At 47.2% G+C, this 15,672-nt stretch carries 13 protein-coding genes and 1 pseudogene; 4 read left to right on the forward strand and 10 right to left on the reverse strand.

The genetic code is table 11. The annotated features are described in order from the left end of the window. The first annotated feature begins 107 nt into the window (after positions 1-107). Together B6A14_RS00485 and B6A14_RS00490 are read left to right on the forward strand one after the other, a co-directional pair. On the forward strand, positions 108-515 hold the full coding sequence (locus B6A14_RS00485; RefSeq protein ID WP_087908528.1) for a GlcG/HbpS family heme-binding protein: 408 nt from the start codon (positions 108-110) through the stop codon (positions 513-515). A 6-nt stretch (positions 516-521) separates the two neighbouring features. Continuing rightward, the gene (locus tag B6A14_RS00490; RefSeq protein ID WP_087908529.1) at positions 522-1,991 is read left to right on the forward strand and encodes a DEAD/DEAH box helicase; all 1,470 of its coding nucleotides are present in this window, start codon (positions 522-524) and stop codon (positions 1,989-1,991) included. A gap of 1 nt (position 1,992) precedes the next feature. Here B6A14_RS00490 and gluQRS read toward each other — a convergent pair whose 3' ends face one another. After that, positions 1,993-2,940, reverse strand: coding sequence for a tRNA glutamyl-Q(34) synthetase GluQRS (gluQRS, locus tag B6A14_RS00495; protein ID WP_087908530.1), 948 nt, complete (start codon positions 2,938-2,940; stop codon positions 1,993-1,995). Positions 2,941-2,943: 3 nt separating this feature from the next. On the opposite strand from gluQRS, the gene dnaE reads away from it, so the two are divergent. Next, positions 2,944-6,561, forward strand: coding sequence for a DNA polymerase III subunit alpha (gene dnaE / locus B6A14_RS00500; RefSeq protein ID WP_087908531.1), 3,618 nt, complete (start codon positions 2,944-2,946; stop codon positions 6,559-6,561). Here the strand turns inward: dnaE and B6A14_RS00505 are convergent. From B6A14_RS00505 to B6A14_RS00515, 3 genes are read right to left on the reverse strand one after another with little or no spacing between them, the layout of a single operon-like run. After that, positions 6,558-7,733, reverse strand: a complete 1,176-nt coding sequence (locus B6A14_RS00505; RefSeq protein WP_236635583.1) for a glycosyltransferase family 9 protein — start codon at positions 7,731-7,733, stop codon at positions 6,558-6,560. The two genes, dnaE and B6A14_RS00505, sit on opposite strands and share 4 nt — an antisense overlap. After that, positions 7,733-8,512 carry a glycosyltransferase family 2 protein gene (locus tag B6A14_RS00510; protein ID WP_087908532.1) on the reverse strand — a complete coding sequence of 260 codons (780 nt, stop codon included), beginning with the start codon at positions 8,510-8,512 and terminating at the stop codon, positions 7,733-7,735. The genes B6A14_RS00505 and B6A14_RS00510 overlap by 1 nt, the downstream gene beginning before the upstream one ends. After that, on the reverse strand, positions 8,509-9,270 hold the full coding sequence (locus B6A14_RS00515; protein WP_087908533.1) for a glycosyltransferase family 2 protein: 762 nt from the start codon (positions 9,268-9,270) through the stop codon (positions 8,509-8,511). Before B6A14_RS00515 ends, B6A14_RS00510 begins: the two co-directional genes overlap by 4 nt. A gap of 10 nt (positions 9,271-9,280) precedes the next feature. Here B6A14_RS00515 and msbA point away from each other — a divergent pair, with 10 nt between their 5' ends. Then, complete coding sequence (msbA, locus tag B6A14_RS00520) at positions 9,281-11,044, forward strand: lipid A export permease/ATP-binding protein MsbA (RefSeq protein WP_087908883.1); 1,764 nt, start codon at positions 9,281-9,283, stop codon at positions 11,042-11,044. A gap of 5 nt (positions 11,045-11,049) precedes the next feature. On the opposite strand, the gene rng is transcribed toward msbA, so the two are convergent. From rng to hemF, 6 genes and pseudogenes are all read right to left on the reverse strand, one after another. Next, positions 11,050-12,513, reverse strand: coding sequence for a ribonuclease G (gene rng / locus B6A14_RS00525; RefSeq protein WP_087908534.1), 1,464 nt, complete (start codon positions 12,511-12,513; stop codon positions 11,050-11,052). Further along, positions 12,510-13,133, reverse strand: a complete 624-nt coding sequence (locus B6A14_RS00530; RefSeq protein WP_201721440.1) for a Maf family protein — start codon at positions 13,131-13,133, stop codon at positions 12,510-12,512. Before B6A14_RS00530 ends, rng begins: the two co-directional genes overlap by 4 nt. 4 nt (positions 13,134-13,137) lie before the next feature. After that, the gene (gene rlmH / locus B6A14_RS00535; RefSeq protein ID WP_087908536.1) at positions 13,138-13,581 is read right to left on the reverse strand and encodes a 23S rRNA (pseudouridine(1915)-N(3))-methyltransferase RlmH; all 444 of its coding nucleotides are present in this window, start codon (positions 13,579-13,581) and stop codon (positions 13,138-13,140) included. A gap of 34 nt (positions 13,582-13,615) precedes the next feature. Further along, positions 13,616-14,002: pseudogene (rsfS, locus tag B6A14_RS00540) on the reverse strand (ribosome silencing factor); the annotation flags it as partial. Between the two features lie 46 nt (positions 14,003-14,048). Further along, on the reverse strand, positions 14,049-14,738 hold the full coding sequence (locus tag B6A14_RS00545) for a nicotinate-nucleotide adenylyltransferase (RefSeq protein ID WP_087908538.1): 690 nt from the start codon (positions 14,736-14,738) through the stop codon (positions 14,049-14,051). Further along, positions 14,735-15,646, reverse strand: a complete 912-nt coding sequence (gene hemF, locus B6A14_RS00550) for an oxygen-dependent coproporphyrinogen oxidase (protein ID WP_087908884.1) — start codon at positions 15,644-15,646, stop codon at positions 14,735-14,737. The genes B6A14_RS00545 and hemF overlap by 4 nt, the downstream gene beginning before the upstream one ends. Between the last annotated feature and the right edge of the window lie 26 nt (positions 15,647-15,672).

Here is a 15,672-nt window from a genome sequence, read left to right on the forward strand (position 1 = left end):
TGGAGCTGGATTCCTCAGGGTTAACCGAGCTACACCCCTTATAATTCAAGTACTTATATAGAAGTGCATGAATTCAATACACCATATTCGAGACAGAAAGATTAAACATGTTAGCCACTAAACCATTCTTAACTCAAGCTGATGTTCAAAAGATTTTGAATGCAGCTGATCAACACGCTGCTAAAAATAATTTGGCAGTGACGATTGCCGTATGTGATGAGGGTGGTCATATGTTGGGTTTAATTCGTCGCGATGGTTGCGCACCTTTGTCTTCTTACATCGCTCAAGAAAAAGCACGTACTGCTGCAATGGGCAAACGTGAGACACGTGTTTACGAAGAAATTATTAATAACGGACGTCATGCTTTCTTATCTGCCCCACACGTATCAGGCATGTTAGAAGGTGGCGTCAATATCGAGGTAAACGGGTTTACCATCGGCGCAGTCGGCGTTTCCGGCGTTAAATCGGCTGAAGATGCTGAAACCGCTAAGGCCGGTATCGCAGCCATTCTGTAAGTTACCTTGATAAATACTGATACTGAAATAACTTCTACTACAGGGGCTGACAACACAGTCGCCCCTAGTGACTCCGGCGCTGCTACCACTGCCGCCGCTGCCCCTCCAGCAACAATTACCTTTGCAGATTTTGGTTTAGATCCAAAGATTCAAAAGGCAGTACTCGAGCAGGGCTACACCATCCCTACGCCGATTCAAGCGCAATCTATTCCGCATGTGTTAGCAGGTAGTGATTTGATGGGCGCCGCTCAAACTGGTACTGGTAAAACTGCTGCCTTTGTCTTGCCTATCATTCAAAAGATTTTGCGTCACGCTAGCAATAGCGCTTCACCTGCACGCCATCCAATTCGTGCCTTGGTACTGACGCCAACACGAGAGTTGGCAGTGCAAGTTGCCGAGAACGCAGCTAGTTATTCCAAACATACTGATTTACGCGCCGCTGTTGTCTACGGCGGCGTGGATATGAAAGAGCAGGTTGGGATTTTACGTAATGGCGTTGAGATCTTGATTGCGACCCCAGGCCGCTTACTGGATCACATTGGTTCAAAAGTTGCCAACCTATCCCAAGTCGAGATTTTGGTATTGGATGAAGCGGACCGTATGCTGGATATGGGTTTCTTGCCTGATCTCCAGCGCATCATTAATTTGATCCCGGCGCAAAGACAAACTCTGTTGTTCTCAGCAACCTTCTCCCCAGAAATTAAAAAACTGGCGCAAAGCTATTTACGTACCCCAGTTACTGTTGAAGTGGCACGTCAGAATGCTGCAGCAGATACAGTCAAGCAAGTGGTACACATGGTGGCCTCAGCTGATAAGCAACGCGCGATCGTGAAAGTATTGGAAGAGCGCACACGCAAAGGTTTATCGCGTCAATGCATCATCTTTACTAATAGCCGTTTGGGCTGTGCTCGTTTATCTCGTGCACTTGAACGGGATGGCATCAAAGCCGGCGCGATTCATGGCGACAAGAGTCAGGGTGAGCGTACTCTCACTTTGGATGCATTTAAATCAGGTGCGATTGAAGCCTTGGTTGCAACCGATGTAGCAGCTCGTGGCTTGGATATTCCGGATATGCCCTGCGTGATTAATCACGAATTGCCATACAACGCAGAAGATTTTATTCACCGCATTGGTCGCACAGGCCGTGCTGGTAGTACAGGCGATGCGATTGCTTTAGTAGATGCAAGCGAGAAGCGCTTGCTCGACGATATCGAAAAATTGATGAAGCGTAAGCTCGATATCAAACCTTTGCCAGAGGGCATGCCTTCACAAAGCAGAGCATCGAGTTATTCATCTAGCGGCTCTTCATCCAATACTGCCCCAGCAAAAATGTCCGACCCATTCTTCTACAAGCCATACGAGCCAAGCGCTGCACCACCAGCAGCTGAGGGTGCTAAACCAGAAGAGAAAAAAGTGGGCATTACGCCTGCCAAGCCAGCTGTTGGCGCTTTGTTAGGCGGCTTTAAAAAGAAGTAATTCAGCGCCAAGCATGAGTGGCCGCTAAGAGCCACTCTGCAATGGTGATGCTTTCACCATCAGGCAAATGATTCAACCCCAAATGCTGTGCTGCTTTGCGTAATTCTGCAAGGGAGTGTTTTTCACCTTGAGTATTGATTTGGGTTGCTAAAGTTTGCTTACTCAATTTCTCGCCATACTCATCGAGTACTAGAGGCAGGTGAAGGTATTGCGGGGTTTCATAGCCCAATATCTTTTGCAAATGAATTTGCCTTGCAGTATTACTGAGTAAATCAGCGCCACGCACAATATGGGTAATTCCTTGTACGGCATCATCCACTACGACTGCAAGTTGATACGTGAAGATGCCATCGTTTCTGCGCAGAACAAAATCACCCACTTCTGTATTCAGGTTTTGGGCTTGATGACCTAGCGCCAAATCCTCGAACTCAATATGGCAATTTTCGGGAAGGGCAAGTCGCCAGGCGACTTTGGATGCCTTTAGCAATTCTGGTGAATGAATGTTCTGTGGGATTTGCCTACAAGTTCCCGGGTAGACCATTTCTTGGTTGCGGGGAGTTTCAATGCCAAGACCCGCTAGGGTATTGGCAATAGTCTGCCGAGAGCAGGTGCAGGGGTAAAGTAATTTAAGCGCATTTAAGCGCTTTAAAGCCTCTTGGTAATGGTCTTGGCGCTGAGATTGGTAGGTGAGCTCTTCATCCCAAGTAAGCCCGCAAGCAAGCAGTTGCGCCTGAATTTTCTGGTCTGCCCCAGGGACGCAGCGTGGGGTGTCTAAATCCTCTATTCTGAGCAGCCATTTACCCCTATTTTTACGGGCGTCTAACCAGCTTCCTAGGGCTGCAACCAGTGATCCGGCATGGAGCGGACCGGTGGGTGAGGGGGCAAAACGCCCGCGGTAGCCGTCGGCTGGGGATGAGGGGTTTTTCAAAGTAGACACAGCTAAAATCATCTCATGGCTTTACCCCGTTTTGTTCATCTTCGCCTTCATTCCGAGTTTTCGATTACGGATGGAGTCGTTCGTATTGACGATGCAGTCGCTGCGGCCGTCAAAGATGAAATGGGCGCTTTAGCCCTGACCGACCTCAGTAATTTATTTGGTTTGGTCCGTTTTTATACCGCAGCTCGATCTAGCGGTATTAAGCCTATCGCGGGTGCTGATGTTTGGGTGAGTAACCCCCAAGATCCAGATCAGCCTCACCGTTTATTGCTTTTAGTGCAGAACCATTCTGGCTATCTGAATTTGTGTGAGTTACTGAGCAGAGCTTCTTTAGATAACCAATCCCGTGGTCGTGCTGAAGTTGACTCCGCTTGGTTTAGTGAGCCCGCTGCAAAAGCAGAAGATAAGAAAGCTAAGAAAACCCTTGCGCATGGATTGATTGCACTTTCAGGTGCGCGCCAGGGTGAAGTAGGTAGTGCTTTGTTGGCAGGCCAAGATGATCAGGCCAAGATTGCTGCAAGACGTTATGACAAGTTATTCCCGAATTCTTTTTATCTTGAAATACAACGTGGTGGTCATCAGCAGGACGAGAAGCAGCTTCAGCTTGCCTGCCACTTAGCCAGTGAACTGAAGCTACCAATAGTAGCGACCCATCCAGTGCAGTTCATGCAAAAGAGCGATTTCACAGCCCATGAGGCACGGGTGTGTATTGCTGAAGGTGAGTTATTAGGTAATCCAAGGCGCGCTAAGAAATTTAATGACGAGCAATACTTCTTAACGCAAGCAGAGATGGAAAAGCGTTTTGTAGATTTGCCAGTTGCAATCGCAAACTCCGTGGAAATTGCTAAGCGTTGTAACTTATCCCTTGTGCTTGGTCAGCCACGCCTGCCAGACTTCCCTACACCTCCAGGTATTACGCTTGATGAATATTTAATGGCTCAATCTGAGGTTGGGCTTGAGCGCCATATGGAGCGAAACTTCCCGGATGCCGAAGAGCGCGCCAAAGAAATGTCGCGCTATCACGAGCGTTTAGTGTTTGAGGTGAAGACGATTTCTCAAATGGGATTTCCGGGTTACTTCCTGATCGTGGCGGACTTCATTAACTGGGCTAAAAATAATGGCGTACCAGTTGGTCCCGGTCGTGGATCTGGTGCAGGTTCTTTAGTGGCTTACTCATTGGGCATTACTGACCTTGATCCACTGCGCTACAACTTACTCTTTGAACGCTTCTTAAATCCAGAGCGGGTATCGATGCCTGACTTTGATATCGACTTCTGCCAACACGGTCGTGACCGTGTGATTCAGTACGTTAAGGATAAATACGGCAAAGATGCCGTGAGTCAGATTGCTACCTTTGGCACGATGGCAGCACGAGCAGCCATTCGCGATGTAGGGCGTGTATTGGAGCAGGGTTATAACTTCGTGGATGGCATTGCCAAACTTGTTCCAAACAAGCCAGGCCAGTACATGACCATCGAAATGGCCAAGAAAGAAGAAAAGCAATTAGCCGAGCGCGAGAAAAACGAAGATGAAGTGCGTCAGTTGCTTTCACTGGCACAACAATTAGAGGGTATGACTCGCAACGTCGGTATGCATGCTGGTGGCGTGTTGATTGCTCCAGGACGCTTAACTGATTTTTGTCCACTCTATACACAAGAGACCAAAGATCAAGACAGTAGCTCTGTAATTAGCCAGTTTGATAAAGATGACGTAGAAGCAATTGGCTTGGTGAAGTTTGACTTCTTAGGTTTGACCACGCTCACTATCCTGGCTGCAGCAGAACGTTGGATTAAAACGCTTCACGTAGATCGTAAAGATTGGAGTATTAGCGATATTGCACTTGATGATGAGAAGGCCTTTGATGTTCTCAAGAAAGCCAATACCGTTGCTGTGTTCCAGCTAGAAAGTCGTGGCATGCAAGGCATGCTTCGGGAAGCCAAGCCTGACCGCTTTGAGGACATTATTGCTTTAGTGGCTTTGTATCGACCAGGCCCAATGGACCTCATTCCGGACTTTATTGAGCGAAAGCATGGGCGTCAAAAAGTAGAGTATCCAGATCCACGTATTGAGCCAGTTCTACGCGAGACCTACGGCATCATGGTCTACCAAGAGCAGGTGATGCAGATGGCTCAAATGATTGGTGGCTACTCATTGGGTGGTGCTGATATGTTGCGCCGTGCGATGGGTAAGAAAAAGCCTGAAGAGATGGCACAGCACCGCAAGATTTTTAGTGACGGCGCAAAAGCGGGTGGCATTAGCGAAGGCAAGGCGAACGAGATCTATGACTTGATGGAGCGTTTTGCGGGTTATGGATTTAATAAATCCCATGCTGCTGCATATGCACTCTTAGCTTATCAAACTGCATGGCTCAAAGCTTATTACCCAGCAGAATTTATGGCAGCCAACTTATCGCTCGCTATGGATGACACCGATAAGGTGAAGATTCTGTATGACGATTGTTTGGCAAATCAAATTCGAGTCTTCTCGCCTGATATCAATACGGGCGTATACGACTTCACGCCATTGCGTGCGCCTGATGCAGCACCTGATTCACCGATCAGCCATATTCGTTATGGTCTAGGCGCTGTTAGAGGTACTGGTGAGGCTGCGATTGAGGCGATTGTCAAAGCCCGTGAAAGTGGTGGGCCATTTAAGGACTTGTTTGATTTCTGCGCACGGGTTGATCGTCGGCAAGTTAACCGCCGCGCCATTGAAGCGCTAATGCGTGCCGGTGCATTTGATGGTCTCTATCGTGACTCAGTTCCTGCGGGCGGTAATCTCTATGACATTCGGTCTACCTTGCTCGCTTCATTAGCTAGAGCCATTGAGGCTGCAGAACAAGCGGAGGCCTCTATTCATCAGGTGAGTTTGTTTGAGGCTGCTGGAGAAGAAGATCGCCATCTCCCAGAATTAGTGCGCGAACCTGTTTGGTCTGAGAAGAAGCGCCTCCAAGAAGAAAAGACCTCCCTAGGGCTTTGCTTAACAGGACATATGTTTGATGCCTATCGTGACGAGACAGCGCATTTCATACGGCAGCCTTTGGCCAAAGTGACGGAGGGTAAGGACCAGTTAATCGCTGGCATCATTACTTCAGCTCGCATGCTCACTGGCCAGCGTGGTCGCATGATGATCGCAACCATTGATGATGGCAGTGCTGCGATTGAGGTAACGCTGTATAGCGAAGTGTACGAACCGAATCGGTCATGGCTCAAGGAAGATGAGATGCTGATTGCCAAGGTGAATGTCACGCCAGATAAATTTTCAGGTGGTGTACGAGTGGTTGCTGAAGCGGTAATGGATATCACTGGTGCTCGCATGCGCTTTGCTCGCAATGTGCATGTGTGTATTGATTCTGCGATCGATCTCAAGATGCTGCGTAGTCAAATCGGACCGTATTTAATGACCAATCGCGTACGCGATCCAAAGATGGGTGCAGCGCCACCGCCAATGCCAGGCTCTAATGATGGGGTGAAGGGCCTGATGTTGACTGCTGCTGTGACTACTAGTGGCGGAGCTTGTTTGATGCAGTTTCCAGAAGAGTTACGTATTTATCCTGATGACGCTTGTTTGCATAGCCTCAATCAACTACTAGCGTCTAAACAAAAAGACCCCGTCCAGGTTCAATACCACTAAGCTGGTTTGATTACTTTCTCAATTGCGGCAATGACTTGAGTAGGCTCTAATAGATCTAAGCATTCGCTATTACTATCAGCGCGATCAAGACAGCCTGCTTTGCGGCAAGGCACGCATTCACCTGGACCTTGCAAGATTGTGACATTACTAACGGTTTGTGAGCGGGCGCGCAACTGATAAGGTTGTTCGCCAATAAAGCCATTAGGCCATGGGCCAAAGTTGGTCGGTGGTGTTGCCCCAAATAAAGCAATCGTAGGCGTATTACAAGCCGCTGCTAAATGGGTGATGGAGGTATCAACGCCAATATATAGTGCTGCACCCCGTAGCAATGTGCCAGCCTGTGGAATAGAAAGCTTGCCTGCAGCATTAATAACTTTTGCAGCAGTCTCATCATTTAAGAGTGAGAGGATATCGTGATTGAGTTGCACATCCTGCTTGGCAGGTGACGCACTTAATACCACCTGAAACCCTTTACTAGCAAGCCAGGTAATGAGGTATTGCCAGTGTGCTAAAGGCCAGCGCTTATAGGCAGTGAGTGGCCCAGGATGAACCACAGCGTAGGGTTGTACTAGTGTATTGGTAATTACGGGTGTCAATGCTTCACCAGCAGGCGGCGTTACAGAAATCGGCTGGCTGAATAATTCAGGAGGGTTTCTGAAGAAGACTTCGAGTAAGCGGAGTTTTTCTGCGATAACGTGTTGATTGAAGTAATCCACATCCACCGTATGCATGCAGATGAATTTCTTCCAAGCGTTCTGTTTCTCGCTTTTACTTCTCTTGGACTTATCTTCTACGTCTTTACCTTGGGGATGTCCACCCAAGACCCCAACTCTTCTAAAGGCAGCAATCAGTCCATAAAAATAAGCGCGATCGCTAGGCTGGGTAACGAATGCCAAGTCGTAGCGCTGAAATAATCGATTAAAAAGAGAGAGGTATTCTCCAACACCAGGACGATCTGAAGTTTCAATGATCTCACTGATGTCCGGATTGCCGAAAAGCATATCGAGTTTGCCGCGATAGCCCAGAAAGTGAAACTCAGCATCAGGCCACAACTCTCTGGCCTTACTAATAAGCGGGGTGGTAACCAGTACATCCCCAATTTGCCGAGTGGCAATAAATAATACCTTTTTAGGCCTCAGATCTGAGAAGGGGTTCATATTTGAGGAATTCATTACATTGCCTTCGCCAGAATCTTTTCGCGAACACGTCGGGCGTTCTCGGCAGCATTACTTTGATCATGAATTTTATGAAAGAGGTGCAATACTTCTGTTGCCCATGATCCCGATTTTCGAATGATATGGTGACGTTGCAAGCGGAATACAAAATCAGCATCCTCATGCCCCCAGCCCGTCATCGTTTCATCAAAGCCATTAATCGACTCGGCATCTGCTTTCCAGCAGGCCATATTGCAGCCTTTAATACGGCGCCAAACAAACTGTTTGTAATCTCGCCATGAGCCATTACCAAGCTTGATCTTGAGGGGCCAATATTTATTGATGCCACCACTGAGGCGCTCACCTAAAAGACCAGAGCAAAAGCGTTGAAAATCCCAATGTGACCAAGAAATCAGTTCTTGAGTGAGTTTTTCATTGAGCAGCACCCGGCTACCGGTCACTAAATATCCTTTTTGCGCCAACGCACGATGGCGCGCTACAAAATCCGGCTGCACAATGCAATCGCCATCTAGAAATACCAGATAGTTGCCATGCGCAGCTTTAATTGCGTGATTCAGAATGATAGTTTTGCGAAAACCTTGATCCTCTTGCCATAGATGATTTATGGTGATGGAGGTAGATGACCTGAATTGCTCAATCACTTGTTTAGTGCTCTCGGTAGAGCCATCATCAGCAATGATGATTTCAAAGTTGTGATCTGTTTGTGTCGCAAGAGACTCCAGGCAGAGCTTCAGTGCTTGTGGCCAGTTATAAGTGGCCAACAAAATCGAAATCATTTATTAGCATCCTGATTGAGGTGCCACAACTTCATATAACGGTAGTAGGTGCCTTGGCCATTAGAGATTGCTAGAGCAAATCCTTGAGCGCCGTCTAAGAAGCCTGCACGAATCACATAGGTGCGAAAGAATGCCCAAAAACCATGAAGCACTGCCGTTAAAGGGTTGCTGGTTTTTCCTTTAGCAAAAGCTTGCTCTGCGGATGCAGTGGAATAACGATCAATCTTTTGTAAAACTTGAGAATAGTTCATGAAGCTGTAGTGCAGCATCGGATTCTCTAGCTTGGCAACTTGTCCGGTCGGAATTAAACGTTCATGAACTAAGTCATCTGAGAAACGGGCAGTGCCGCGCTTAAATAGTCGGTCAACGTAATCGGGGCTCCAGCCAGAATGCCGAATAAAGCGTCCGCAATACCAAGAGAGACGAGGAATGGCAAAACAGTCCACGTGAGCGCTATGGTTGATAGCGTTCAAGATCTCCGATCTCAATGCGGGGGTCAGTCTTTCATCGGCATCCAAGGACAGCACCCATTCGCCGCTAGCCAGGTCTAAAGCGCGGTTCTTTTGGGGGCCAAAACCAGGCCAACCGGGTGGGCTGGCGATAGTGGCCCCATAGTTTTGGGCTATCTCTAGAGTGCGGTCAGAGCTGGCCGTATCGACCACAACGATCTGCTGGGCAATGCCTTCCAGGGAGGTCAGACAATCGTCCAAATTGGCCTCTTCATTGCGGGTGATGAGTATGACTGATAAGGTGGGCATAATTCATTATATGAATGCTCAAGACCGTACCGCCCTAAATCGCTTAATTACCTATCTCAAGCCCCATATTCGGCTGATTATCGGCTCTCTAGCGGCTATGGCGGTTGTAGCTGCTACTGAGACATCGATCCCTGCCTTAATGAAGCCTTTGCTTGATCGTGGCTTCACAGGCCAGCTTGATAGCAAACTGTGGCAAGTACCACTGTTCTTGGTTGGTTTGGCGGTGGTGCGCAGTATGGCCCAGTTCTTATCGAACTACTTGCTTACTCGCGTAATCAATTCAGTCCTACTTAAGTTACGTGAGCAGATGTTTCATACGCTCTTGCATGCGAAGACTACTTTTTTCCAAAAAAATTCAGCATCAAGTTTAATTAATGCAGTTGTCTTCGAGGTGAATAACATTCTTTCCATCATGGGTGGAATGTTAATTAGTTTAGTGCGTGACTCTCTTACCGTCATCGGTTTGATGGGCTACCTGATTTATTTAAACTGGCAGTTGACAATGGTGGTCTTAATCATCTTCCCAGTAATTGCATTGATTATGAGCAAAATTAATAAGCGCTTGCGCTCACTTAATCGAGAGCAGCAGACCTTAACTAGCGAGTTAGCTTATATCGTTGAGGAAGCTGCTGCTGGCTATAAGATCATGAAGGTTCATGGCGCCGAACAGTATGAGATGAGTCGCTTTCTTGAGAAAGCCGAACGCTTGCGCCAGTTTGCCTTGAAGTCTGCGGTAGCAGGTGGTTTGAACCAGCCAATTACTCAGCTCATTGCCTCGATGGCATTGTCTATAGTACTTGTGATTGCTTTGATGCAATCAGCCACAGAGGGTACGACTGTTGGTGGCTTTGCAGCTTTTGTTACCGCAATGATGTTAGTGATTTCACCATTGAAGCACTTGGCTGATATTAATCAGCCTTTACAACGCGGCTTAACAGCGGCGGAAATGATTTTTGGCTTAATGGATGAGCCTTTTGAAGAGGCAGAAGAGCGCCGGCAGAATATGAAGTCCTTGGACAAAGCGAAGGGCGGTATTCGTTTTGAGGATGTTGGGTTCTCATATGAGCAGGAGGCTGGTCGACAAGATGCCCTACACAAAATTAATCTGACTATTAAGCCTGGTGAAATAGTGGCATTTGTTGGTCCATCGGGTGGCGGAAAATCTACCTTAGTCAATTTACTGCCCCGATTCTATAAGCCCAGTAGCGGACATATTTTCTTAGACGATATACCGCTCGAGGATATTATCTTGGCTGATATCAGAAAGCAAATCGCTTTCGTAAGTCAGGATGTGATTTTATTTAACGATACGATTGCTGCAAATGTAGCCTATGGTGCCGCTGGACAAGAAGGCATTGATCGGGGTCGAGCTATGGAGGCTTTAGAGGCCGCTAATTTAGGCGCACTCATTAAAGAATTGCCAGAGGGCATTGATTCGATGATTGGTGATAACGGCAATCGCTTATCTGGCGGACAGCGTCAGCGTCTAGCCATTGCTCGGGCTATCTACAAAAATGCCCCAATCTTAATTTTGGATGAAGCTACCTCAGCCTTGGATTCTGAATCAGAGCGGCAAGTGCAAGATGCGCTTGATCGATTGATGGCTGGCAGAACTACTTTGGTGATTGCGCATCGCCTATCCACGATTGAGCACGCTGATCGTATTGTGGTGCTAGAGCATGGTCAAATCGTCGAAAATGGATCGCACGAAGACTTGATTAAAAAAGATGGTCTGTACGCCAACCTACATCGCATTCAGTTCTCGAACGCTTAACTCAGTTAACTTAAAACAATGTCGTATTGCTCTTGGCGGAAGCTGCCTTCCGCTTGAAGAGTGATTGGCTTGGCAATAAAGTCGCCTAGCTGCGCCAAAAATTGATTCTCTTCTTCTAGGAATAAATCAATGACATCGGGTGCAGCTACGATTCTAAATTCTCGAGGATTAAATTGGCGATGCTCGCGCACTATCTCGCGCAAGATTTCATAGCAGATAGTTTGAGCAGTCTTGATCTCGCCCTTGCCCATGCAGGTAGCGCATGGCTCGCAGGTGATATGGGCTAAGGATTCGCGTGTCCGCTTGCGGGTCATCTCCACTAAACCCAAGGAAGAAAATTCACTTACTGAGGTGCGGGCATGGTCGCGCTCTAGATTCCGTTTAAGTTCATGAAGTACGGATTCTTGATGGTCTTTGCTCAGCATATCAATGAAGTCAATAATGATGATGCCACCGAGGTTGCGTAAACGTAATTGACGAGCAATGGCTTGCGCAGCCTCTAAATTGGTTTTGAAGACGGTGTCATCTAGATTGCGGGCGCCGACATAACTGCCTGTATTGACATCAACGGTTGTCATTGACTCTGTCTGGTCAATCATCAGATATCCACCAGACTTGAGATCAACTCGTCGGCCCAAGGCTTTATTGATTTCGGCATCAACATCAAATAAATCAAAAAGAGCACGCTCACCACGATGTAATGTCAACTTACCTAATAGGTTAGGCATATACAAATTTGCAAATCCTTTGAGCTTCTCAAAATTCTCTGCAGAGTCCACCCGAATTTGCGTGGTGTCTTCACTGGCGACATCACGCAGCACTCGTTCAGCAAGACTGAGGTCTTGATAGAGTAAGCTCGGAGCAGGATTTTGCTTCATCGCTACCCGAATGTTCTCCCAAGTTGTGCGCAGGTAATGCATGTCATGCAGAAGTTCAGCATCAGACGCATCTTGGGCGCTAGTGCGCACAATAATGCCGCCTTTTTCATCAGCAGCCATGAGGCCTGCAAGTCGGGCTTTAATCGCTTCGCGCTCTTCTGGTTGATCAATACGTTGCGATACGCCGATATACTTTTCGGTGGCAGGATCGCTACCTGCTGGTGGTAGGTAAACAAGATTGCGACCAGCAATGCTTAACTGAGTGGTTAAGCGAGCCCCTTTGGTACCCAATGGATCTTTCAGCACTTGTACTAAGATTGTTTGACCTTCGAACAAGAGCTTTTCAATTTGGGCCTGTGGATTGTTTTGGGTGATATCAGCGACGTGCATGAAGGCAGTACGCTCGAGACCAATTTCAATAAAAGCAGATTGCATGCCTGGAAGTACGCGTACGACTTTGGCTAGATAGATGTTGCCAACAATTCCCCGCTGGCGAGTACGCTCGATTTGTAGCTCTTGAACGGCACCTTGCTGGATTAAAGCAACCCGTGTTTCTTGTGGAGTGATATTGATGAGGATTTCTTCATTCATATGCATGTCACTTGAGCGCGCTCTAGAAGTTGTGCAGTTTCAAATATAGGTAGCCCCATGATACCGCTATAGCTGCCCTCAATCGCGGGGATGAATGCGCCACCCAGCCCTTGAATGCCATAGGCGCCAGCCTTCCCATAAGGTTCTCCGCTAGCAATATATGAATCAATCTGTTCTTGGGATAGCAGGGCAAATTCAACTTTAGATACCTGCACTAGGCAAAGCGGTTTTTCATTTGGGCTAATAGTCAATGCAACGGCCGTGAGTACTTCATGAGTTTTACCGCTGAGCATCTTTAAAATTCGATTGACATCTGAAGCATCGGTTGGTTTTCCTAAAATTTCTCCCTCACTACTATTAGGCAAACTTACTGTCGTATCGGCACATAGGATCGGAGCCCATGAGAGCCCACTCTTTTTCCAGCGCGCTAAAGCAACAGTGCTTTTTGCCAAGGTAACGCGCTCAACATAAGATCGCGCTTTTTCATGGGGTAATGGCGTTTCAAGACTCTCGGTATCCTCATTTGGGTTAGGTAACAACATCTCAAAGCGTACACCCATTTGTTTTAATAATTCTTGGCGACGTGGGCTTTGTGAGGCCAGGTAGATAAATGAAAACACTGCATTACTCACGATGGTAAGGGTGTCCTTGCAAAATAGTCCAGGCACGATAGAGTTGCTCAACTAGCATTACTCTTGCCATTGCATGCGGCAATGTCAGGCTAGAAAGTCGCCACATAGCTTGTGCATTGGATTTCAGGCTGGTATCTAAGCCATCAGCACCGCCAATTAAAAAGGTGATATCAAAACCTTCTTGACGCCATGAAGCTAGTTGGGTGGCGAGGTTTTGTGTAGTTTGATCTTTGCCACGCTCATCTAGAGCAATGACTTTTGATCCCCTGGGGATAGCCGCAGCAATCTTGATGGCTTCTTTTGCTGGTGTGAGATCAGGCTTGATCTCTTTAATATCAATGCTGCAATCTGCTGGCATGCGTTTGACATAGTCGTGAGTTGCAGTAGCAACCCAATCAGGCATTTTGTGTCCGACAGAAACTATGGTGAGGCGCATTGACTAGCGAATCAATTATGAACAGAGTTATTTACTCGTCGTCTTCAAGTTCACTTGCTTTAACCAGTCCTTTGCTACCAGCCAATTTGACCCGTACTGGTTTTGCACCCCACATACCCTCAAGCTGATAGTAAGAGCGCAGCATCGGCTGCAAGATGTGAACCACGATATCTCCGCAATCTACTAAGACCCATTCGCCAGTCTCTAATCCTTCGATGGAGATCACTTCACCACCTTTAGCATTGACATCTTCTTTGACGGACATTGCCAGCGATCGCGTTTGACGATTGCTTGAGCCAGTGGCAATGATCACGCGATCAAATAGCTCGCTCAGTTTAGTGGTGTCATAAACGCGAATATCTTGCGCTTTAACATCCTCTAGGGCATCAATAATGACGCGTTGTAATTTACGTAAGTCCATGGTTTCTCGATGATATTTTTCTATATTTAGGATGATCTTAGCTTGATTACTGATACAAGCCCAGATTTGTAATGATTTGTAGGGTATGGGATGAAATTTCCTCTGATTCAATCTGGCCACGAGCCGGTGTTTTAAGGCGCTTACGCAGCTCGGTAGAGGAAAGGTCTACTGATAAGCTTTCATCTATGTAGATGAGGCCAGATGGCTGCATTTCAAGTGCGGCTGGGTCCATTATCTGATGTACTTTCAGTAACTCCTGAATTTCAGTACCCATCTCGGCATTGAGATCGTAATGCGGCCGACTGGTCACTGCAAAGTTCATATATTTAAATAGATCACGCCACGAGTTCCAGGTTGGAAGGTTGATCAGTGAATCTACCCCCGTCAACCAAATCAGACTGGCTTTGGGCCCAAAGCGCTCACGTAGGGATTTAGCGGTATCAATGCTATAGCTTGGGCCAGTGCGCTCTATCTCAATACGATCAACACCAATACGAGTTGGAATTTTTAAGTACAAGAATGCTCTGGCTAAATCTTTGGCTGCCGCTTCAGTCAACTGAAAGCGAATTTCTGCGGGCGTGATATCTGACCCTTTCTGCCATGGCTCACCACTGGGAATGAGTAGCAATTCATCTAATTGCAGAATTTCTGCAAAATGACTTGCTAGTTTTAAGTGGCCTATGTGGGGTGGATCAAAGGTTCCCCCTAAGATGCCGATTTTCTGAGTGGTGCTCAACCCAACCAATCCCGTGGTTTGAGGTAGTAGTCATATAGTTTAGCCTCAGGTGTACCCGGTTTTGGCTGCCAGTTGTACCACCACTGAACTACTGGTGGCATTGACATCAAAATGGATTCTGTGCGGCCACCTGAATGTAAGCCAAAGATCGTGCCCCGGTCAAACAAGAGGTTGTACTCAACATAACGACCCCGACGGTACTCTTGGAAAGCCTTTTCTTCTGGTGTGAAAGCATCTTTATAACGACGCTCTACGATCGGCAGATAAGCATTGATAAACGCATCACCAACGGCGCGTGTCATCGCAAAGCTTTTCTCAAAGCCCAACTCATTGAAGTCATCAAAGAAGATGCCACCAATACCACGTGGCTCTTCACGATGTTTAAGGTAAAAGTACTCATCACACCATTTCTTAAAGCGAGGGTAGAGTGCTTCGCCAAATGGATCTAGTGCATCCTTAGCAGTCTGATGAAAATGTTTGCAGTCTTCATCAACGCCGTAATAGGGTGTCAGGTCAAAGCCACCACCAAACCACCAGACTGGCTCTTTATCAGGTGCTTGCGCAATAAAGCAGCGCACATTCATATGGGTAGTAGGAACCTTGGGATTATTGGGGTGAAAGACGAGTGACACTCCCATAGCTTCAAATTTGCGACCAGCTACTTCGGGGCGGTGATGGGAAGCAGAGGGCGGCATTTGATCGCCACGAACATGGGAGAACCCAACCCCACCTTTTTCTAAAATATTGCCACCATCTAGAGTGCAGGTACGACCATAACCTTTGAGTTTGCTATCTTCAGGCTTATGCCATTCATCAGCAATAAAAGCTTTGCCATCAAGCGCACTCATTGCACTCGTAATGCGATCCTGTAAGCCTAAAAAATAATCCTTTAGGGCTGCGATATCAATTTGGGTGTTAGTGGATGTCAAGGGAT

The sequence above is a fragment of the Polynucleobacter hirudinilacicola genome (assembly GCF_002192535.1).
Lineage (GTDB): Bacteria > Pseudomonadota > Gammaproteobacteria > Burkholderiales > Burkholderiaceae > Polynucleobacter > Polynucleobacter hirudinilacicola.

Coding starts and splice junctions, on each gene's coding strand:
- msbA (WP_087908883.1), top strand. CDS start 9,281: ATGAATGCTCAAGACCGTACCGCCCTAAATCGCTTAATTACCTATCTC.
- B6A14_RS00505 (WP_236635583.1), bottom strand. CDS start 7,733: ATGAATTCCTCAAATATGAACCCCTTCTCAGATCTGAGGCCTAAAAAG.
- B6A14_RS00510 (WP_087908532.1), bottom strand. CDS start 8,512: ATGATTTCGATTTTGTTGGCCACTTATAACTGGCCACAAGCACTGAAG.
- B6A14_RS00515 (WP_087908533.1), bottom strand. CDS start 9,270: ATGCCCACCTTATCAGTCATACTCATCACCCGCAATGAAGAGGCCAAT.
- gluQRS (WP_087908530.1), bottom strand. CDS start 2,940: ATGATTTTAGCTGTGTCTACTTTGAAAAACCCCTCATCCCCAGCCGAC.
- dnaE (WP_087908531.1), top strand. CDS start 2,944: ATGGCTTTACCCCGTTTTGTTCATCTTCGCCTTCATTCCGAGTTTTCG.
- rng (WP_087908534.1), bottom strand. CDS start 12,513: ATGAATGAAGAAATCCTCATCAATATCACTCCACAAGAAACACGGGTT.
- rlmH (WP_087908536.1), bottom strand. CDS start 13,581: ATGCGCCTCACCATAGTTTCTGTCGGACACAAAATGCCTGATTGGGTT.
- B6A14_RS00485 (WP_087908528.1), top strand. CDS start 108: ATGTTAGCCACTAAACCATTCTTAACTCAAGCTGATGTTCAAAAGATT.